The organism is Flavihumibacter solisilvae (assembly GCF_000814475.1).
GTDB lineage: Bacteria > Bacteroidota > Bacteroidia > Chitinophagales > Chitinophagaceae > Flavihumibacter > Flavihumibacter solisilvae.
The window spans coordinates 168,095-189,412 of sequence record NZ_JSVC01000004.1 but is presented as its reverse complement, the minus strand read 5'-3'; the positions used below and the strand labels follow the sequence as shown (position 1 = coordinate 189,412).

At 48.5% G+C, this 21,318-nt stretch carries 20 protein-coding genes; 8 read left to right on the top strand and 12 right to left on the bottom strand.

Going from position 1 to position 21,318, the window contains the following annotated elements:
* Positions 1–327 precede the first annotated feature (327 nt).
* Genes OI18_RS04375 through OI18_RS04365 form a run of 3 tightly spaced genes read right to left on the bottom strand, consistent with a single transcriptional unit; the run spans position 328 to position 3,857 of the window.
* Positions 328–1,515 (bottom strand): glycosyltransferase family 2 protein, encoded by a 1,188-nt coding sequence (locus tag OI18_RS04375; RefSeq protein ID WP_039137505.1) that lies wholly within the window; start codon positions 1,513–1,515, stop codon positions 328–330.
* 28 nt (positions 1,516–1,543) lie between these two features.
* The gene (locus OI18_RS04370) at positions 1,544–2,455 is read right to left on the bottom strand and encodes an ROK family protein (protein ID WP_039137504.1); all 912 of its coding nucleotides are present in this window, start codon (positions 2,453–2,455) and stop codon (positions 1,544–1,546) included.
* A gap of 28 nt (positions 2,456–2,483) precedes the next feature.
* Positions 2,484–3,857, bottom strand: coding sequence for a sugar porter family MFS transporter (locus tag OI18_RS04365; RefSeq protein ID WP_072038953.1), 1,374 nt, complete (start codon positions 3,855–3,857; stop codon positions 2,484–2,486).
* Between the two features lie 52 nt (positions 3,858–3,909).
* Between OI18_RS04365 and OI18_RS04360 the strand changes: the two genes are divergently transcribed.
* Entirely contained in the window at positions 3,910–4,602 is a 693-nt protein-coding gene (locus OI18_RS04360) for a class I SAM-dependent methyltransferase (protein ID WP_082037851.1), read from the top strand.
* Here the strand turns inward: OI18_RS04360 and OI18_RS04355 are convergent, their stop codons facing one another.
* Positions 4,603–6,009: an aminopeptidase P family protein gene (locus OI18_RS04355; RefSeq protein ID WP_039137502.1), complete on the bottom strand. Its 1,407-nt coding sequence runs from the start codon at positions 6,007–6,009 to the stop codon at positions 4,603–4,605.
* 96 nt (positions 6,010–6,105) lie between these two features.
* Here OI18_RS04355 and OI18_RS04350 point away from each other — a divergent pair, with 96 nt between their 5' ends.
* Entirely contained in the window at positions 6,106–7,296 is a 1,191-nt protein-coding gene (locus OI18_RS04350) for a DUF3179 domain-containing (seleno)protein (protein ID WP_039137501.1), read from the top strand.
* 20 nt (positions 7,297–7,316) lie between these two features.
* On the opposite strand, the gene OI18_RS04345 is transcribed toward OI18_RS04350, so the two are convergent.
* The 3 genes from OI18_RS04345 to OI18_RS04335 form a co-directional block, all read right to left on the bottom strand.
* Complete coding sequence (locus OI18_RS04345) at positions 7,317–8,087, bottom strand: NIPSNAP family protein (protein WP_039137500.1); 771 nt, start codon at positions 8,085–8,087, stop codon at positions 7,317–7,319.
* A gap of 36 nt (positions 8,088–8,123) precedes the next feature.
* Positions 8,124–9,536: a sialate O-acetylesterase gene (locus OI18_RS04340; RefSeq protein WP_039137499.1), complete on the bottom strand. Its 1,413-nt coding sequence runs from the start codon at positions 9,534–9,536 to the stop codon at positions 8,124–8,126.
* Positions 9,537–9,660: 124 nt separating this feature from the next.
* On the bottom strand, positions 9,661–10,083 hold the full coding sequence (locus OI18_RS04335) for a hypothetical protein (RefSeq protein WP_039137498.1): 423 nt from the start codon (positions 10,081–10,083) through the stop codon (positions 9,661–9,663).
* 378 nt (positions 10,084–10,461) lie between these two features.
* Here OI18_RS04335 and OI18_RS04330 point away from each other — a divergent pair, with 378 nt between their 5' ends.
* Complete coding sequence (locus OI18_RS04330; RefSeq protein ID WP_039137497.1) at positions 10,462–11,520, top strand: family 20 glycosylhydrolase; 1,059 nt, start codon at positions 10,462–10,464, stop codon at positions 11,518–11,520.
* Positions 11,521–11,588: 68 nt separating this feature from the next.
* On the opposite strand, the gene OI18_RS24960 is transcribed toward OI18_RS04330, so the two are convergent.
* From OI18_RS24960 to OI18_RS04315, 3 genes are read right to left on the bottom strand one after another with little or no spacing between them, the layout of a single operon-like run.
* Positions 11,589–12,164, bottom strand: coding sequence for an acetyltransferase domain-containing protein (locus OI18_RS24960; RefSeq protein WP_240312716.1), 576 nt, complete (start codon positions 12,162–12,164; stop codon positions 11,589–11,591).
* A gap of 49 nt (positions 12,165–12,213) precedes the next feature.
* Positions 12,214–12,774, bottom strand: a complete 561-nt coding sequence (locus OI18_RS24955; protein WP_039137496.1) for an acetyltransferase domain-containing protein — start codon at positions 12,772–12,774, stop codon at positions 12,214–12,216.
* Between the two features lie 35 nt (positions 12,775–12,809).
* Complete coding sequence (locus OI18_RS04315; protein WP_152616722.1) at positions 12,810–13,238, bottom strand: DUF2141 domain-containing protein; 429 nt, start codon at positions 13,236–13,238, stop codon at positions 12,810–12,812.
* Positions 13,239–13,319: 81 nt separating this feature from the next.
* Here OI18_RS04315 and OI18_RS04310 point away from each other — a divergent pair, with 81 nt between their 5' ends.
* The 5 genes from OI18_RS04310 to OI18_RS04290 are packed head-to-tail and all read left to right on the top strand — an operon-like array spanning position 13,320 to position 19,375.
* Positions 13,320–13,679 carry a SnoaL-like domain-containing protein gene (locus OI18_RS04310; protein WP_039137538.1) on the top strand — a complete coding sequence of 120 codons (360 nt, stop codon included), beginning with the start codon at positions 13,320–13,322 and terminating at the stop codon, positions 13,677–13,679.
* A gap of 28 nt (positions 13,680–13,707) precedes the next feature.
* Positions 13,708–14,808 carry a Gfo/Idh/MocA family protein gene (locus OI18_RS04305; protein WP_039137495.1) on the top strand — a complete coding sequence of 367 codons (1,101 nt, stop codon included), beginning with the start codon at positions 13,708–13,710 and terminating at the stop codon, positions 14,806–14,808.
* Between the two features lie 15 nt (positions 14,809–14,823).
* Positions 14,824–17,358 carry a phosphocholine-specific phospholipase C gene (locus OI18_RS04300; RefSeq protein WP_039137494.1) on the top strand — a complete coding sequence of 845 codons (2,535 nt, stop codon included), beginning with the start codon at positions 14,824–14,826 and terminating at the stop codon, positions 17,356–17,358.
* A gap of 38 nt (positions 17,359–17,396) precedes the next feature.
* Positions 17,397–18,926 (top strand): S10 family peptidase, encoded by a 1,530-nt coding sequence (locus tag OI18_RS04295; protein ID WP_039137493.1) that lies wholly within the window; start codon positions 17,397–17,399, stop codon positions 18,924–18,926.
* 38 nt (positions 18,927–18,964) lie between these two features.
* Positions 18,965–19,375, top strand: a complete 411-nt coding sequence (locus OI18_RS04290; RefSeq protein WP_052272856.1) for a response regulator — start codon at positions 18,965–18,967, stop codon at positions 19,373–19,375.
* Here OI18_RS04290 and OI18_RS04285 read toward each other — a convergent pair.
* Both OI18_RS04285 and OI18_RS04280 read right to left on the bottom strand, forming a co-directional pair.
* Positions 19,359–19,760: a hypothetical protein gene (locus OI18_RS04285; RefSeq protein ID WP_152616721.1), complete on the bottom strand. Its 402-nt coding sequence runs from the start codon at positions 19,758–19,760 to the stop codon at positions 19,359–19,361. The genes OI18_RS04290 and OI18_RS04285 overlap by 17 nt on opposite strands.
* A 104-nt stretch (positions 19,761–19,864) precedes the next feature.
* Positions 19,865–21,310: an efflux transporter outer membrane subunit gene (locus OI18_RS04280; protein WP_039137491.1), complete on the bottom strand. Its 1,446-nt coding sequence runs from the start codon at positions 21,308–21,310 to the stop codon at positions 19,865–19,867.
* Positions 21,311–21,318 lie beyond the last annotated feature (8 nt).

Sequence of the window (21,318 nt, the reverse complement as noted above, 5' to 3'; positions counted from 1 at the left end):
GCTCTCCGTGATCACTAGTATCTTTCTTTTCATCCTTGAATAATTAAGTTTGATTAACTCAATCTTTCAATAGGAGCGCAATTGGAACGAATTCGGCTTTCAATGGGTATAACGGACAACGATACTTACCTGGCAATACAATAACCAGATTATTTTTAAAGCAAACTACTAATTGGAGGTGTTCTTAGGATCTGTGGAAGAAATCAGAGATAGTAGAGGCGGTTCGTGGGGTAAAAATAGTATTAATTTCCATTCCCGGAAATGAATCCTGAATTAATTTTTAATAGTGGGGAAAACTACCCGAACGCCCCTAAAAGCGTTTAAACCTTAATTAACGGGAATGGTTAAGCGGTTCGCTTTTTCCCAGGCGCCTGACTGCTTTTTCCGGAGAAACCGGTAAAACCCGGTGAAGACCGACCAGTTCATAAACAGGAAGTAATAGGGGATGTAAACAAGGGGGAGTTTTCGGTTATTTCTTGCACCGATCCAGCCCGCAAGGGCGGCCGAATAAGCTATAACCTGCAGAACCAGTGTAAACCGGTACCAGCTTCCCGCATCGTTAATGACTAATATAACATTGGTAAATAATATAAGGATAAGGGATACAGGTGCAAATGTCCACCGGAACACCCGGTGCGATATATATTGAAAAGTAAGCATGGGATGCTTTGAGAATTCGAATAAACCTGGCATTCTTTTAATCGCCTGGAATCCGCCCGCGCAGATCCTGATTTTTCGCTTTTCTTCCTCCGGTATAGAAATGGAACCTGTTTCCAGTGCAGATGCCGCCGGTTCATAAGCTACCCTGTAACCTTTCAGGCAGATCCGCAGCGACAAAACAAAATCGTCCAGGATCGTATCCTCCTCGAGTGGTTCAAATAACTTCGCCCGAAAGGAAAATAATTCTCCCGCGGCACCCACAATAGTCCCCGCCCTGGCATCGAGCTTTTTCAGCAGGGATTCATATTTCCAGTAGAGGCCTTCCCCTTCGCTGCTCAGGTCCGACGCATCGGAAGAAACAACTTTTTTCTCGCCGGACACGCCCCCCACCTTTTCATCCCGGTAATGGGCCGACAGTAAGCGCAGGCTTTCGGGATCGATTAGTGTATTGGCATCGGTTAAAACCACCAGTTCTGAGTCAACCGCTGTCATCGCCCGGTTTATTGCGGCGGCTTTTCCTTTCCGTATCGGGTCATGCATTACCGTAACCTGGGGGAAGGCAGCGGCTATCTGATCTGTACCGTCCGTGGATCCGTCTGTAATAACCAGGACCTGGAACAGCTGTCTTGGATAATTCAACTGCAGGGTATTCCTGATTTTGGCGCCAATTACAGGGGCTTCATTGAATGCGGGTATGACAACCGTTAGCGGTAGGTGGTAGCCGGACTCATTATCCGGCTTTACCAGCTTTCGCCTGGATGCGGCGATCAATGCCATAATGAATCCATACCCAGCATAGGTGTAAACGATGATCACCAAACTGGCCCAATAGAAGAAATGCGAAACCGAACTCATACTGCAAAATAGTTAATGCGGGTCATAGCTAAGCCACAAGCGCAGCTGCACCAAAAACGCCGGCACTGTCGCCAAGTTCAGGCTTTACCACCTGCACGTCGAGCCTGTTATTGAAAATGTATTTCCTGAGGGAGTCGATTCCCTGGGTATAGATTGAATCGATGTTCCCGACCCCGCCGCCCACCACAATCACATCCGGGTCAAGCAGGTTGGTAACAATTGAAACCGCTTTTCCGAAAAACAGGTGCAACCGGTCAAGTGTAAGGTGGCCGGCCGCATCATCTGACTGCAATGACCGTTCGACTATCTGGCGCAGGTTAAGGTCGTTCCCGCTTGCCTGCCGGTAATAACGCTGAAGCGCAGGTCCGCTCAGGATTGTTTCCACACATCCGGATTTCCCGCAATAACACGGGCCTCCCGACTGGTCGAGGTAGATATGTCCCCACTCTCCTGCTATACCCTGGCGACCTTCCCAGATTTTTCCATCCATCACGATCCCGCCACCGACGCCCGTTCCCATAATTATCCCAAACACCATCCTTGCCCCGGGGAATTTTCTTTTTACGACACCCCAATGGTTTTCCGACAGCGCGAAACAATTGGCATCGTTGGCCAGTACTACAGGTATGCCGAGAGCTTCTTCAAGATCTTTCTTCAACGGCCGGCCATTCAATGCCGTACTGTTGCAATTCTTCATGGTTTGCAGCACAGGGTCAAGCACGCCCGGTGTTCCAAAACCAATTTTTGCCGGACTAAGCCCGGTTCGCGATTTCATTTCGTCTACCAGCTGCCCTATCCGGGTTATGATATGATCGTAACCTTTTGCCGATTCCGTATGCACCCTGGTACGTACCAATGGCTCCTGTTCATCGAGGGAAGGCAATATTACCCCTTCGATCTTCGTCCCTCCCAGGTCGATGCCCCAGATTGGCTCACTCATGTATTCAACTTTAGTTTGAATTGTTTTTTTATTCTATGCCCAGTTCCTTCTGTATCCGTTCAAGTGATTTCCCTTTTGTTTCGGGCAGGAACTTCCAGACGAACAGCAGGTGCAAAACCATCATTACGCAATAGAAAAGGAAGGAATAGTATCCACCCCGCTCCGACCCTTCCACAATAACGGGGAAAGTCCATGAAATGATGGCCGCCATGATCCAATGTGTGAAGCTGCCCAAGGCTCCGCCCTGTGAGCGGACAGAGTTCGGAAAAATCTCGGAAATAAATACCCAGATCACTGCACCCTGTGAAAAGGCGAAGAAGGCAATGAAGCCGATGAGATAATACAGCACGTTGGTATTGCCAGTGGCACTTTCCCTGAATGCAAGTGCGGTTAGGCCGAGAAACAGGATCATCCCGAATGAGCCGATGATCAGCAGGGTCTTTCTTCCAAACCTGTCTATAAGCGACATAGCCAGCAGGGTGAACAGCAGGTTGGCAGCCCCGATATAAACGGGCTGAAGAAATGCCTTTTCCTGCCCGAAGCCCGCCATTTCAAAGATGCGCGGAGCGTAATACAATATTGCATTGATGCCAGCCAGCTGGTTGAACATAGCCAACAACACAGCGAACATAATCGGTTTCCGGTATCGCCCATTGAACAGGCTTTCTTTTGTGCCGCCTGCAGCAAGGGTATGCTCTTCCATAATATTGTTCATAGCCTCTGTGTCGCCAGTCCGTTCAAAGATCTTCCGGGCTTCTTCATCCCGGTTATTGAGAACAAGCCATCGCGGACTTTCCGGGATTGTCCTTAGAAGGATGGCAAAAAGCGCTGCCGGCAGCACCATAACGCCAAGCATCCAGCGCCACGAATCGTCGCCTAATCCCAGGAACAGGAAATTGGAGGTATATGCGACAAAAATGCCAAAAACAATATTCAGCTGGAAAGAGCCGGCCAGCCTGCCACGCATCGGGGCAGGCGCGATTTCGGCAATATACATGGGGCCTACAACAGATGAAGCTCCCACAGCAAGTCCACCAATGAACCTGGAAATCACGAACAGGATCCACTTACCGGTCAGTGCACACCCGATGGCTGAGACAAGGTAGAGCATGGCTATCCCCATCAGTGTTTTCTTCCTGCCAAATCGTTGAGCGGGATATCCGGCAAGCAGTGAACCTATGACTGTTCCTATAAGGCTTGAGGCAACGGTGAATCCCTGCCAGCCGGAACTCAGGCTCCACAGCTTCTGGATGGTTTTTTCGGCACCGGAGATCACAGCGGTTTCAAACCCGAACAGGAATCCTCCCAATGCAGCGATCAGGGAAATGCGCAGGGCATACATCGAAAACTTTCCGTAGGACAATTGTTGCTCCGAACGGGAGCTGGTTTCGGTTACAAGCATATCGTTATTTAAGGGATGGGGAACATCATTCTTGCTTCTCCTAATATAAGAAATGCCCCTTACAATCAATAGATTTGCCGGCACAACCTCTATCATCTTGGCGTTCAGTTTACCAGTTATCATTGAGCGTGTATCATTGTCGTCGCATACCGTGCAACTGGTGGTACCGGACCAGGATGCAATTAAAGACCGGTATCAGCGCGAGATGGCTGCGGGAAGCTCACCGCAGTTTCCATACTGGTCACGGATATGGCCATCTGCTGTGGCAATGGCTTTGCACCTTGAAGAAAATCTCCAGCTTGTTCGCAACATGAAGGTGCTTGAACTGGCGGCCGGCCTTGGATTACCGTCCGTTTTTGCAGCAAGGTATGCAAGGGAAATTGTTTGCAGCGATTACAACGAGGAGGCAACAGACGTCATCCGGATGTCTGCAGAACTGAATGGACTGGCCGGCCTTCATACAGCGGTGATCGACTGGAACTGTCTTTCATTCGATTATGATCCGGATCTTCTCCTGCTTAGCGATGTCAATTATGAGCCTGCGTCCTTTCCCGCTTTATCCAGCCTGGTGTTGCACTTTCTTGAACGAGGCAAAACGATTGTGCTGACAACTCCGCAACGGCTGATGGCCAAAACATTTATTGAAACCGTATCCCGTTGGTGTGTGCATCAATCTGAGATCCTGGTCAAAGACACAAATGGCATCATTACACCGATTTCGGTAATGGAACTGGGCGCCGGCTGATCAGCAATACTGGTCACGGATCGATTCAATTTCCTTCGCTGTATCCGGCAGGTATTTACCGAGACGGTGATACCCCTCGTCAGTCACGAGGAAGTTGTTTTCGATCCGGATCCCGGTGAAATCACGGAATTGCTCAACAGCTTCATAATTGATGAAATCGGGCAGCTTATTTTCCGCCTTCCACCTGTCGATCAGTTCAGGGATCATATAAATACCAGGCTCAACTGTCAGTACAAATCCCGACTCAAGTTCCCGGCCAAGGCGAAGTGATTTCCAGCCGAAATCGGTTCTCTTTTTTAGTTGCTCACTGTAGCCGACATATTCCTCACCAAGGTCTTCCATATCATGGACGTCCAGGCCCATCATATGACCCAGTCCGCACTGAAAAAATAAAGTATGTGCACCTGCCTGAACAGCTTCTGCCGGATCTCCTTTAACCAGGCCCACAGACTTTAACCCCTGCAGCAGTTTCTCACAGGCAGCAGCATGGATGTCGATGAACTTTACACCCGGTTTCAGCATCGCCGTAGCAGATTCGAGGGCGTTGAGCACCACGTCATACATTTCATGCTGGCGAGTCGAGAATTTCCTGCCGACCGGGAATGTCCTTGTCAGGTCACCCGCATAATGCATCTGCTGTTCTGCACCGGCATCAACAAGCACCATCTGGCCATCCTGCATGGTATTACCATGGTAATGGTTGTGCAACACCTGGCCGTTAACCGTGAGAATGATCGGGTACGACAATGAACCACCGGCAGTATATGCTACCTGCTGAACCTTTGCAGCGAGTTCATACTCTTTCATTCCGGGCGCTGCTCTGTGCATAGCTTCGAAATGCATGTCAGCCGAAGTTGACACCGCTGACTCGATGGCTTCTACCTCAAATTTATCTTTTATGGAACGTTGTGAAACGATGGCTTTGATCAGCTCTACGGATTTAAGCGTCTGTACGGCACTTACCGGAACCTGCAGCCAGGTGGCAATTTTAATGGCATTTTCAGCCCGGTATGGTGGAAGAAAATGGATCCGGCGGCCATCTGCAGACTGGTTAATAATCAGCTTCCCGAGTTCGGCATACGGTTTCGTATTTTTTATTCCCACATGAACTGCCATTTCCCTGATCGAAGGAAGGGCACCCGTCCACACGATATCATCCATGCTCAGTTCGTTACCGAAGATGATCTCATCACCGGAATCCGCATCGATCACGGCTCCCAGCCCTGCAACATCGAGCCCGAAATAATAAAGGAATGTACTGTCCTGCCGGAAGTGATAAGTATTGTCCTTATAGTTCATTCCGGTCTCTTCATTACCCATCAGCAGGATAAGTCCTGACCCGACCTTATTTTTCAGTTCGCGCCTTCTTTCTATATAAACACTCGCTGGGAATACCTGGAAATGCATGATTATTCAGATTGATTCAACAATATTGACGGCGCGAAATTAGTTGTAATAATTTTATTGAAATGATATAGCTTACCGGTAAAGTAATTTTCTTCTATGCGCCGTTCACTGCTCTTCCTCTGTATATTACTGCTTTTCGTATTTGAGATCGCAAGGGTGTACCTGATCATGCCATTTCCCGGCAGCCAGAAAATAAATACGGTTGGAATAGCATACTGGCTGCATCACAATATAACGTGGATAAGATTGTTCCTCCTGGTATCCCTGGCAATACTCTCATGGGTTGTATGGCGGAAGTACGGGAAGCCGGCAAGAATTCTAACTATATTTTCCCTGGTAGCCTACGTGGTCCTGTTTTACTTTTTCAATTACCGGTTCCAGGCCGATACGATGTTTCATCAGCCCTCGACATTGTCAATGGTAAAATCAGGAAGCAATAAGATCGCGGCAGACAGGCTTGTCATTGGCGTTTCCATGAATGGCGAAGCAAAAGCATACCCGGTTCAGCTGATAGGTTACCATCACCAGGTCAGGGATACGATCGGGAATGTTCCCGTCATGATAACCTATTGTACCGTGTGCCGTACAGGAAGAGTATTTAGTCCCGAGATCAATGGCCGGCCGGAATCTTTCCGCCTGGTTGGCATGGATCATTTTAATGCCATGTTTGAAGACGGAACGACCGGAAGCTGGTGGCAACAGGCAACCGGACGGGCTATTGCCGGGCCGCTTGCTGGTCAAAGCCTTCGCGAGATTCCCTCCCGGCAGGCGAGCCTTCAAAGCTGGCTTGCCCAGTATCCGGAAGCACTTGTAATGCAGCCCGACAGCAATTATCTCAGGCACTACAAGGATCTTGAGGCTTTTGATAAAGGCACGATAAGCAGCAGCCTCGAAAAGCGGGACAGCGGGTCATGGAAATTCAAGTCATGGGTCCTTGGTGTCAAGAACCATTCTTTCGCAAGGGCGTATGACTGGAATCTCGTGCTGCAAAAGAAACTTATAGAAGATTCTGCCGGCTCAATGCCGTTGCTGATCGTAGTTGAAAAAGACAGCGCCAGCTTCCATGCCTGGAACCGCTCACTCGAAGGACGTGCAATGCACTTCTCGTTGTCTCCCGCTGGCGATCAGCTACAGGACCTGGACACCCATTCATCCTGGAACATGGATGGCCTGTGCATAGACGGACCACTGAAGGGAAACAAGCTACAAAAATTGCAGGCTTACCAGGAATTCTGGCACAGCTGGAGAAACTTCAACCCAAATACAACCAGATACCAGGTTGAATAAGTCAGTAGGTGAATAATGGCTTAAAAGTCCGAGTATGGTGTGGCATGCATCAGCGTGATCTCGATCCTTGACACATTGTGCTGGTATTCCGGTTTGGCGGAAAGTGTTTTCCACTCTGCGTCATCAACGAAAGTTTTCCAGTGCGCATCACGGTCAGCCATACTGTTAAAGCTGGTCATGTAAAAGAAATTGGGCATTCTGGAACCTGCTATCACTTCTCCATAAAAAACTGCGTTGAACTGAAGCCGTTTGAACAATTCGATTTCTCCCCCTTCATTAAACATATGCACTTTGCTCTTGTATAACTTTTCACTTGCCGATTCATAACTGCGCAACTCATAAATGCGCTCATTCACTGTGCCTGTAAGCGAAGGCAGTGTTGGCTCCGGTGCAAATTGAAATGCCTGCATCAGGACAGTCTCGATCCTCCCTAATGAAGGCTTGTCATGCGGTGCCTGCAGGAAGGCCGCAGCCTGCTGCTGGTATGATTTGTCGGCTTCCAGCACGCTCTTCAGCTTTACTGCATCGGTACCGTTCTTATGGGCAACAAACACGAATAAGCGCTTTGTCGTGGCGGTATCATTGGCAACAGGCTTAAACACGCCAACTTTTTTCACGCCCGCACGCCGGATTGCCGGTAGGAGGTCTTTTTCCAGGTAACTATCCAGTCCCTGTTCCTGTGCAGCATTGAAGTGATATACCATCATTTGGTAAACATTCCGGTCGCGGCTTTTTTGTGCGAATGCAGGCAACAGGCAACAACACAAAAAGGCAAGGGAGAGAAATTTCATTTTCTTATGGTGATTTATTAGTTGAAGTCAATAAGTTTACTTCACTTCTTTTATCTCAGGCTGCCAGTCATCCGTACGGAATGGAACTATCGGTAAACCCTCCACGCTCGACACATTGCCGATGATTGTGTTACCAAATCCATACCGGACAAACCGGGCAGTTTTCACGTCCGGGCTCCAGACAATGATCTTATCTTTCTCCACCTTTGCCTTTGCCGGGAACCAGGCCTCGGATTCACCGGAAATGTAAAACCCGGTAACCTCGCCGCCATTCACTTTAAATCCCCCGGGTGCATTTTTAAACCGCAGGATTATCCTGCCTTTCTCCTGGACTGCAGAGGCTAATTCCGGGCTTCTGTAAGCCAGGCCTGCTTTGCCATAGGTAGCTCCAAGCGCCCAACCCGCCAGTCTTTCACCAACCGGGCGTTTACGGGAAGGATGTATGTCATTTACATTGTCCACAAGGTCGGTGATCACAACCATTCCGGTATTGGGATGGGCCATGGACCTGGTCTGGGACTCCTGCAGCAATGCACCAATATTCGTCTGGCCATACTTGTATGGAGCAATCTGCACATAATAAAACGGGAGGTCCTTATGGAAAGCTTTCCGCCATGAATCGATCATAGTAGTAAACAGGTGTCTGTAACTGGACCAGGTACCGGTATTACTTTCACCCTGGTACCAGATGGCGCCGGCAATCCGGTATTTGGTGAGGGGTGCAATCATTCCGTTGAAGGCCTGGCCCGGAAGACTGGGCCACCAGGGAAAGGGCTTTTGTTCTGCGGAAGCTGACCGCAATACAGGGTCGTGCAATACTAAATCTTCAGGAGTCCAGGTCTCCGCCGGGGTACCACCCCAGGATGCATTGATCAGGCCGATAGGAACGTTGAGGTCCTGCTGGAGCCTGCGGCCGAAAAAATAGCCTACCGAGCTGAATGATCTGATATTGACAGAGTCACAAACTGCCCATGATGCTTTCAAATCATCCTGCGGACGGTCCGCCCCTGTCTTTGGAACATGAAAAAACCTGAGGTTCCGGTTATTAGCCTGGGGAAACTCGGATGCAATATCTGACGTACCGCTCAGGTAACTCCATTCCATATTTGATTGACCGGAACATATCCATACCTCCCCGATCATTACATCATCAAGCTGGATGGTGTTATGGCTCCTGATCCTGATGTTGTAAGGTCCGCCTGCCGAAGGAGTCATCACCTTAAGGTTCCATGCAGCGAGATTTGTGGTGATAGTGGAATCGGTGCGGTTATCCCACCCCGTAGTTACATATACTTTTTCACCGGGACCCGCCCACCCCCAGAGGGATACCGAATCTTTTTGCTGAAGAACCATCCCCGAAGAAATGATGGCTGGTAAACGAAGTTGTGCGTTTGTGATAGCGTACGCAAGAGTAAAGATTACAGCTAACAGTGCTTTAACAGGTTTCATATGGCTAAAAATAATGCTTTCCTGTCAGCAATAAAAAAAGCGCCGACACTGCATGAATACAATGCCGGCGCTATCACAAAAACAATATAACCACTGCGTTTCGCGTCTCTATACCGCGGCGAATTTAGAGTTTAGAGATCACCACATTTTCAACAACCTGGCGGCTCCTGTTTACCTGGAACACTTCAGTATAGCTCTTCTTCTTTGAAGAAATAGTGAGCTTAATCTGGATGTTGTCAGAACCCTGGTTATCAAACTGGAATTTTTTAGAGATCTTTTTCTCGTTGAAATTGCCGGAGTACAGTACGTTTCCGTCCATATCCTTAAGCGTTACAGACAGGTCTTCAGCATTTGCGTTATCGAGGCTGATCTCGAGAACCGGTTGCTGATTCAGGCTTCCAACATATTTAACTTCAACGGGGATACGATCTTCAACAGACTTAGGCTTCTCATTGTTAGCCTTTGCAGTTCCTGCATTCAGTACGAGAACAGCTACGAGAGCTACTGCAGAAAGGATAGATTTTACGGTTGCATTTACGCTTTTCATAACATTAACTTTTAGGTTAAAAACTTTAATTTAAATTCTTCGATGGAGCAGTCGTTGGACACTTTCAAATGGATGGGCAACCGTGAGATTGATGCTGCCTGGAAGAGATTCCTGAAGCAACTGTGGCGATGTGTATCATCAAATCTGACACAAAACTAATATGCGCTTTTTGCGCCTGCAACACAAGTTTTACGTGTTTCGTTTACTGCAAACGCCTTAAAGAAAACTTAAAACCGTTAACCAGTAAGGGTTTCAGCAATTTTCCATCATGACGTCCAAGCTGTTTAAAGCCCGCATTCCACTTGCGCACTTACGTTAAAAAAAGAACCTTCTCCAGCTTCATTTTTCCTTTTGCATTTTTACTTCTACCTTCCTTACATGAGATATTTGTCATATTTAATTTTATTGTTATTTGCGTTGCATAAAGGAGCCAATGCTCAATCGCCCGCTGCCAGTGATTTTCCTATCAGGGCATTTGCGATTGCATCGCCCGTCAGCAGAAATCTCGATTCCTTTATCGTATTCATGCAGAAAGAACTGGTGCCGCGGAAAGTCAACACACTGATCCTGCGCATCGATTACCACTATGCATATAAAAGCCATCCTGAGCTGGTTGATACAAGTTTCCTGACCAGGGAAGAGGCCCGCCAGCTGTCAGGCGCTGCAACAGCGGCAGGCATAATGATCATTCCGCAGATCAATTTGCTCGGGCACCAGAGCTGGGCAGGATATACGGGCAAGCTGCTACAGGTATATCCGCAACTTGACGAAACTCCGTGGGTAAAAATGCCGGTCAAATATGAGTGGCCGAATGCGGACAGCCTGTATTGCAAGAGCTATTGCCCGCTCCACCCCGATGTTCACAAGATTGTGTTTGCATTGGTAGATGAAATCTGTGACGCCTTTAATGCCACCGCCTTTCATGCAGGCATGGACGAAGTCTTTTATCTCGGCGATGCAAAATGCCCCAGGTGCAAAGGCCGGGATAAATCACAGCTCTTCGCCGGCGAGGTTCAGAAGATCAGGGATCATCTGGCTGCAAAGAACAGGAAGCTCTGGATCTGGGGCGACAGGCTTATCGATGGCAAAACAACAGGTATTGGCGGCTGGGAGGCAAGCTTCAACGATACACATCGCGCCATCGATATGATTCCCCGCGACGTCGTGATCTGCGACTGGCATTACGAGCGGCCGGACAAGACTGCAGTCTATTTTGCCACAAAAGGACTGCAAGTGATCACCTGCACCTGGAATCGCCCTGCTGTTGCAGTTGAACAGGTACGCGATATGGCCAGGTTCAGAAACCAGTCTACTCCCGAAATGCGCGACAGGTTCCTTGGCGTTATGCAAACTGTCTGGTCACCAGCATCACAGTACCTGAAGAACTATTCGAAAGACTCCACATTTAAAGCATTGTTTGAAGAAATAAATAAATGAATAGCATAGGAAATCCATTTGTGATTTCCATATGCAGTGAATAGGTGAATTGCCCCGGCCGTTCAACCTCATACATAAGACAGCCACCACTTTTTATGGCTTAACTTGTATTCGCTGTATCGCTTACAGGGCCGGTATAAAACCATAACCACGCAGAACCAGACGAGATACACTACCGGAAGGCTATAACCGAAGTTGGCGGGCCTGAACAAAAACGGGGAATTCGGATCACTGGCCTGGCTGAGGGTGTGACCGGTTGCAAAGAAAAACACCATGCAAAGCAGGTGGATCAGGTAGAAGTGAAAAACAAAATAGAATAACGGTACCCGACCGTAAACGCTGACAACATTTGTCCAGGCGGCCCGGACATTCTCCGGCAATCCCAAAACGAGGATTCCAGGCCCAATGGTCATGCAGAGATACATCAGTGAAGGCGGATACTTTGTTGTGTTCAGGAAGGAAAGGATCGTTCTCGTGGTATCGGGATAAATTTTGCGAGGCACAGGATCTCCATAATGATTGACCATCCGGAGCACAATAAAGAGCAATACCAGGCCGCCACCAAGCAACAGCAGGATCTGCCTCCTCTTTGCTGATGTAAAATCGAGAGCGTAGATATTACCGAATGCATAGCCGGCAAACATCGCACCCGTCCAGGGAAGTATCGCATAGAATACGCCGATGAAATGCTGGTCATCTATCCGCAGAATAGTGCCACTGGCTGTGAGCAGGATCTTTAGCAGGTTCGCCGCCGGACCTTTCGGTTGGTAGCGGTAAATGGTTCGTGAGATTGTGACCGAAAAACAGCAGGAGCCCGGTGATGAGAATGGCCCGGTAAGAAAAACGAAGGAACAACCCTAACAGAACCATGCTCCATCCAATTGCCCATATAACCTGGAAGAAGATGAAATTATAGAAAGGATTAAAAGTCAGGCCGAAAGTAATGACCGTAATTTCAATGAATACCAGCCAAAGCCCTCTTTTTATCAGGAAGGCGCTGGCAGCTTCTTTGGATTTATTCCGTGATGACAGGAAGGCCGATGTACCAGAAAGAAATAGAAACACCGGGGCACAGAAATGCGTGATCCACCGCGTGAAGTAAAGCGGTATGGTTGTCGTCTCCAGGTTTAGTGGATCGTCCGTAAATGCTGTAATATGGAAGAAATCACGGGTATGGTCGAGTGCCATGATGATCATGACAATACCCCGTAAAACATCAATGGCATTTATTCTGGATGCCGGATAAGCAGTCATGTCCCTAATTTAATCACTTTCGGGACTATTTACTATTATTTGAGTCGTATGTTGATGGTTTCAGCATGGTCGCCCACTTCGAAGCTGGCTTCCTGGAATGTAGCTGCCCGGGTTGCAGGGTAAATATTGTTGGAGAAGCCATAGTTTTCCTTTGGGATGCCGAACATTCCCTTATCCAGTTTACCATTCCCGTTTGCATCAATGAAAACCGCAATTGCATAGATTCCCGCCCGGATGTCGGAAAATGGGATCTTCAGCTCTGAAGCGCCATTAATGTCTACGATTTTTCGCAGAAAATATCTGGATTCATCCATGAAAAGGCTATCGGTCTTGTACCAGGCGACATACGCCTGCCCTTTCTTATTGGCAATGTTCGAGAGTACCACTGTATGGGAAGCTGACTGGGCCAGGCTGCAAACTGTGGCAAAGACAGAAAGACAAAAAAGGAGGATGACCTTTCGCATACTGATGATGTTATAAACTAAAGATACTGATTGTGGCAGGTGCTTTGTTGTGAATCTCATATGCACACCAAAAATGAAATCATGACAACACAACAAATTGCAGACCGGTTGGTTGAGTTATGCCGGAAAGGCGATTTTGAAACCGCGCAGAAAGAGCTTTATGATGAAAGCATTGTAACTATTGAACCGGTCGAAACGGAAAACTTTGAGAAGGAAACCAGGGGACTGCCAGCGATTCTCTCAAAGGGGAAAAAATTCTATAACATGGTCGAGACTGTGTACGCCATTACCGTTTCCGACCCCATTGTCGCCTCGCATGCAATAGCATTCGTACTTAGCATGGACCTGAAAATGAAAGAAAAAGACAGGATCAACATGGCAGAACTTTGCGTTTACGAAACGCGTGACGGCAAGGTCATATATGAACATTTTTTCATGTAATTTTAGCTTTCCACCAAAGGCATACAGCATGAAACAGCTCTCCCGCCGGCAGATTATCAGGGATCTTTCCATTGCTGGCAGCGCCATACTGCTTAGCAGGTCAGGACTATTTGCACTTCCCCGTCGCAAGAAAGACAGGCTCGGGGTGGCGTTGGTAGGACTCGGGTATTACAGCACAGACCTGCTGGCCCCAGCACTTCAAAAGACGGAATTCTGTTATCTCGCGGGCATAGTTACAGGAACACCTGAAAAAGCAGAGAAATGGAAAAAGCAGTACAACATCCCGGACAAAAACATTTATAATTACCAGACTTTCGACAGCATCGCCAATAATCCCGATATCGACGTGGTATATATTGTTCTACCCCCGTCAATGCACAGGGAATACGTGATCCGGGCCGCAAATGCGGGCAAACACGTTTGGTGCGAAAAACCGATGGCCATAACAGAGCAGGAATGCTCGGACATGATTGAAGCCTGCAGTAATAACAAGCGGACACTTGCGATCGGATACCGGCTTCACCATGAGCCCAACACAATGCAATACCGGAAAATCATCAGGGAACAGCAATTGGGAAAAGTAAAATCGGTACAGGCTGCCGCGGGTTATCGCGATAACCGGACTGATCACTGGAAACAGAAAAAGGAAATGGGCGGCGGCGCCCTGCTTGACATGGGTGTATACGCCATCCAGGGAGCCCGTCTCGGTTCCGGCATGGAGCCTGTTGCAGTTGTTTCTGCTACCACATCCACCACCCGTCCGGAAATTTATAAAAATGGCCTGGACGAAACGGTTGTAGCGAAACTTGAATTTCCAGGTGGAGTAATTGCGGACATAAAAACAAGTTTCGGCGAGCATATCAATTTCCTGGACATAAACTGTGCAAAAGGAACCCTTAAGATGTCGCCCTATTCAGCTTATTCAGGTCTCAGCGGCAACAGTCCATTGGGCCGGATCCATCACCCCTACGAAATCCCCTGGCAACAGACCAGGCAGATGGATGATGATGCCAAAGCAATTATGGAAAACAAGCCACTTCTAGTACCGGGAGATGAAGGTCGCCGGGATATCAGGATCGTCCAGGCCATTTACGCATCAGCCCAAAGCGGTGGCAAAGTGCCATTGTAATGTTTAAATTGCCGAATGGATACACGAAGATCGTTTCTGAAGAAAGCTTCATTTATCGGCGGCGCAGCTGGCATTAATATTCTGCCTGCTTCCATTCAACAGGCACTCGCAATAGATCCTGCTCAGGGAAGCACCTGGAAGGATGCCGAACATATCGTTTTCCTGATGCAGGAAAACCGTTCTTTCGACCACACATACGGAACATTGCAGGGCGTTCGTGGTTACAATGACCCACGCGCGATCCGGCTGCCTGACGACAATCCTGTCTGGCTTCAATCGGACAAGGATGGTAATACCTATGCACCTTTCCGTCTCAACATAAAAGACACGAAAGCGACATGGATGAGCTCGCTGCCACACTCCTGGTCTGACCAGGTCGATGCCCGCAATAACGGCAAATACGACAAGTGGCTGCACTTCAAGCCGTCATGGATTGATGAATACAAAGGAATGCCACTTACTTTAGGCTACTATTCACGCGAAGACATCCCCTTCTACTATGCGCTTGCAGATGCGTTCACCGTCTGCGATCAGAACTTCTGTTCATCCCTCACCGGCACCACGCCAAACAGGCTGCACTTCTGGACGGGAACGATCCGGAAGGAACAAAGCGGTGAAGCAAAAGCGAATGTATGGAATGAAGATGCAGATCATCAAACAATGGTGGACTGGACCAGTTACCCCGAGCGGCTTCAAGACGCAGGAATCAGTTGGAAAATATACCAGAACGAACTCTATGTAAATGTTGGTTTTGAAGGAGAAGAAGAACCCTGGCTGTCAAACTTCGGTGACAACCCGTTGGAATACCTGAAGCAATACCGGGTTAAGATGTCGCCAGAATATATCCGGCAACTCCCCAGGGCTGCGGAAAAACTTGTTGCGGAAATCACGGAAAGCGAACAGAAACTTAAATCGGTAGCGGCAGGCACAGAAGATGAAAAAAAATTGCAGCAACGGATCGGACAACTCAAAAATGCGCTGGCTGCAAATAAAGAAGACCAGAAGAATTACACGAGCCTGAAGTTTGAGAACTTGCCTGCCCGGGAAAAAGCAATACATGAAAAAGCATTCACAACAAACAGGAATGATCCGGACTACCACGAACTCGATGATCTGAAGTACAGGGATGGGGATATTGAACGCACCATGAAAATGCCAAAGGGAGATATATTATTTCAGTTCAGGGAAGATGTGAAGAATGACAATTTACCAACGGTATCGTGGCTTGTTGCACCCGAAAACTTTTCTGATCATCCCAGTGCGGCATGGTATGGCGCCTGGTACATCAGCGAAGTGATGGACATTCTCACAAAGAACCCTGAAGTCTGGAAGAAAACGATCTTTGTTTTGACTTACGACGAAAATGATGGCTACTTCGACCATGTGCCACCATTTGTCGCCCCCGATCCGGACGATCCTTCTACGGGGCGGACAACTGGTATACATACCGGGGATGAATTTGTACGCAGGGACAAACAAACCTATCCCGATTATGCGCGGGTAAGCCCGATAGGCCTGGGATACCGGGTTCCCCTTGTCATAGCTTCCCCGTGGACACGTGGAGGCTGGGTATGCTCGGAAGTATTTGACCATACTTCTTCACTCCGCTTTCTCGAAACATTCCTTGAAGCAAAAACCGGGAAGAAAATTCCCGAGTCGAATATCAGCACCTGGCGAAAGACAATTTGTGGCAATCTCACCTCGGCCTTCCGCCAGTGGAACGGCGAAAAAACCGACGCACCTCAGCCTGTTGTACGCGAACCTTTCCTGGAAAGCATTCACAACGCAAAATTCAAACCTGTCCCTTCCAATTTCAGGAAGCTTGGCAACGACGAAATTTCCGGGATCAGGAAAGATCCTGGTGGATCGGAATTACTGCCGAAGCAGGAACCAGGGATCCGTTCTTCATGTGCCCTTTCATACGAACTATATGCAAATGGGAAAACCAGCGCAGATAAAAAAAACGTAGAGATCGAAATGAGTGCCGGCTCAGAAGTATTCGGTGACGCATCCTGTGGCTCCCCCTTCAGCATCTATGCATACCGTGCATACAAGAACGAAAAAGGAAGAAACTGGTCCTATACAGTAAGCGCAGGGAATTCATTAAAGGAACAATGGCCGGTGGCAGATTTCGCAGAAGGAAAATACCACCTTGCAGTTTATGGTCCCAATGGCTTCCACCGTGAATTCAGGGGAAGTGCCGACGACCCTTCGTTCGAAGTTCTTTTACAATATGAACGGCAAAAAGGCAAGCCGGCCCAGCTCACCGGGAACGTGGTTATTTCGCTGCGTAATACAGGAAACAAAGCCCTGGTAGTTGAAATAACTGACAATGCTTATGGCGGTGCGGCCAGGACCATTAACATCTCCGCGTCCGGGCAGAAAGGTGCTGAGGCCGCCATAGTAATTTCGCTTGCGTCGTCACATAACTGGTACGATCTTTCGGTCCGCCAGCGCGGTAACCGTGATTTTGAAAAACGATTCACGGGACGCGTAGAAAACGGCAAACCGGGCAAAACTGATCCATTTATGGGTAAAGTGGTATCGTAATAATCCTTATGTTTGAATTTTTCCATTAACGACCGTCAATGAAAGCAAGTCACGCCCTGCTGCTCTTAGCCATGAACAGTGCAGCTATCTGTTATGCCCAACCGAAAGCAAATGTTACTCCTGTCGCAAAGGAAGAGAAGGTTCAGCCTTCCAGCCAGGTTTTCAACCCCGACTCCTTCATCACTTCCAATCATGAGGTGAACATCAAGGGCCAGCGGGTTCCTTATAAGGCGGTTGCAGGTACGCTGCCTGTGTGGGATGAGGAGGGAAAGACAATTGCCGGACTATTCTACACTTACTACGAACGGACTGACGTGAAAGACCGGGGTGCCCGGCCGCTTGTCATTTCATTTAATGGTGGCCCGGGTTCTGCATCTGTCTGGATGCACCTTGCCTATACAGGCCCGCGAATTCTCAAAATTGATGATGAAGGTTACCCTGTGCAGCCCTATGGCTTCAAGGATAATCCCTATTCTATCCTGGATGTTGCTGACATCGTTTATGTTGACCCGGTTAATACCGGTTTCTCAAGGATAACGAACAAGGAAACACCACGGAGCCGGTTCTTTGGTGTGAATGCTGATATCAAATACCTCGCGGAGTGGATCAATACTTTTGTTTCCCGCAATAACAGGTGGTCATCCCCCAAGTACCTGGTTGGGGAAAGCTATGGAACGACAAGGGTTAGTGGCCTCGCCCTGGAACTCCAGGAGTCACAATGGATGTACCTGAATGGCGTGGTCCTGGTTTCCCCTACAGAACTGGGAATCGAACGTGACGGTGCAACCGAAGCTGCCCTTCGGCTCCCCTACTTTGCTGCAACCGCCTGGTTCCATAAAATGCAGCCTGCAGATCTTCAGCAAAAAGACCTTAACGCAATGCTTCCGGAAGTGGAAGATTTTACTATGAATGTGCTGATGCCGGCAATGCATAAGGGACACCTTCTTACAGATGCTGAAAAGAAGCAGCTTGCCGCACGTATGGCACGATATTCCGGAATTTCCGAAAAGGTGATCCTCCAGTATAATCTCAATGTACCGGTTAACTTTTTCTGGAAGGAACTGCTTCGCGAAAAAGGCCAAACTGTTGGCCGGCTTGACTCAAGGTATATCGGGATTGATAAAATGGACGCCGGTGAAAGGCCGGATTTCAATGCGGAACTTACTTCCTGGCTGCACTCCTTCACTCCCCCGATCAATATGTACCTCAGGGAAGAGCTGAATTATAAGACCGACCTGAAGTATAATATGTTCGGGCCTGTTCATCCGTGGGACAGGACAAATGACCAAACCGGTGAGGCGTTACGCAGGGCCATGGCCGAAAATCCCTACCTGCATGTGCTGGTGCAATCCGGTTATTATGATGGCGCCTGCGATTACTTTAACGCAAAATACAATATGTGGCAAATGGACCCCGGGGGCAAACTGAAAAACAGGATGAGCTGGGAGGGTTACAGGAGCGGGCACATGATGTACCTGCGCAAAGAAGACCTGATTAACAGTAATGAACATATCCGCCAGTTTATCCTGAAATCAACGCCCAAACCTGGTCAGCCAGCCAAATATTAACCTGGCTGAAGGCCCAAAGTCTGTAATTTTACAGTTCGATGAAAACCAGTTTTAAGATACTCTATATTGAAGACGACCAGGATGACATTGAGTTGTTGCAGGACGCGCTGAAAGAGCAGGAGGTTACCTGCCAAATGGACGTCATTACCGATGGCCAGCATGCAGTTGAGCACCTGTCGAAGATCAACACCCATCCGGATATCATTATACTTGATCTTAATCTCCCAAAGGTTCATGGTCGCGATGTTCTCAAATACATCAAGAATAATGAAGCGATCCAGCATTTGCCGGTATTAATCCTGACCACATCCAATCACCTTTCGGACATAACTGAGGCCTATAAGAACGGTGCTGTAAAATATCTTCCCAAGCCTTCATCTGTTACAGCGATCCGCAATACTGTTGAGACCATTATTCACCTCGTGAATTCCGCTACAGCCGTCTCCTGATTACCCGCTGTCCAAGCAGCACCATAGGAACAACCAGAAGTAGAGTTGCAATCCACATCCAGAGGGGTGATGGGATCATGAAGAGATTTGCGATACAAACCAGCAGGAAGATGCCTCCGGTGATCGAAGAATTTCTTCTGCCGTTGGGCTGGTCGATCAGGGTTGTAACCATACCGCCGGCAAACGCGCCGGCCAGCCAGCCGACCAATACCAGAATTATTACGGAAAGAGGCAGTTTGCTGATATAATTTTCCAGTTCTTCGCGACTCTCCATCTGGAAATCCGGTGGCAGCGGGTTCACCTTCTGGCCGATTGTTTCCACGATGAACACCACAATGCCAGCGGCAACAAGTCCGCCCACAACTGATAGAATACTTCTTATCATAAAAGCCCCTGGTTTTATCACCTTGAATTTAGTGAAAAAACCAGGGGCTTCATCTCACCCGTCGGGTGCCACCCGACGGGTGAATATTGGTCAAATGGGTGAAATCACTTCCAGCCACCGCCGAGGGCACGGTACAGGTCAACCACAGCGCTCACCTGCTGCCGCTGAACCTGGGCCAGGTTCAGTTCTGCGAGAAGTGCACTGCCCTGGGCATTCAGCACCTCGAGATAGTTGGCCATATCGCTCCGGAAAAGTAACTGGGCATTGTCGACAGCCCGGTTAAGCGTGTCCGTTTGTGCGCCTGCAATAAGTCGCTGCTCTTTCAGCTTATCCACCCTTACGAGTGCATCACTTACTTCCGTCGTGGCAACCAGAACTGTCTGCCTGAACCGTAACACGGCCTGTTCCCTTTCGAGTTTGGCAACCTCGTATGCAGTCTTTAACGCCCTGCGTTGAAACACCGGTTGCGCAATTGTACCTGCCGCGATACCAAACAGTGAACCCGGCATATTGAACCAGTTGCTGGCTTTAAATGATTCCAGTCCACCGCCTGCTGAAATATTCAGCGCGGGGTACATATTAGCCTGTGCAATCCCGACCTGGGAGTTGGCTACAACAAGCGCCATTTCTTCTGCACGCACATCCGGCCTCCTGCTTACGAGGGCAACCGGCAAACCGGCGGAAAGATCAATAGAAAGGTCAAATGAGTTCAGCGATGCATTTCGTGAAACAGCGCCCGGATATTGCCCGGTCAGTACCTGCAATGCATTCTCCTGCAGTGCGATATCCTGTTCCAATACGGGAATCAGCAACTCTGCACTCTGTTTTTGTGACTCTGCCTGTTGCACCGCAAGTGTAGTAGTTACACCTGCGTTCCGCAGTAGTTTCGTCGCTACCAGAAATGAATCGCGGATGCGGATGTTCCGCATCGTTATATCTTTTTGCAGATCAAGCATGAGCAGGTTGTAGTAGCCCTGCGCAATGCCCGCCACCAATTGGGTCTGTATGGCTTTCGCTGCTTCATTAGTACGCACGTACTCAGCCAGTGCAGCCTCTTTCTGCCTGCTGATCTTTCCCCAGATATCGATCTCCCACGACAGGTTTACAGCGACGAGGTAATTTTCGATATGACTTTTACCAAGAAAGCTGTTGGCACTTACCCCGTTCAAACTGTTCTTTGACGGATGATTATACTGGCCTGTCACCTGCAGGTTTACTTCAGGATACCAAAGTGCTTTCGATTGCCTCACCTGCTGTTGGGCAACGTCGATCCTCCTGAGTGCGATGAGCAGGTCATTGTTGTACCTGAGCCCCTTGTCGATCAGCGACACTAACACCGTGTCCGAAAAAAATCGTTTCCATTCAAGATTTGCTATACTGCTTGTGTCAGAAAAACTTTTTCCGGCAGTATCTGACAACCGGCTGTCTGAAAAGCTTTCCGGCAATTTCAGATCTGGCTGGCTATAATTCTGTCCCACTTTACATGCTGAAATGAACAGCACAGCAAGCATTATCAGGTTTATCTTTCTATTTATGAATCTGATTAACATACATTCTG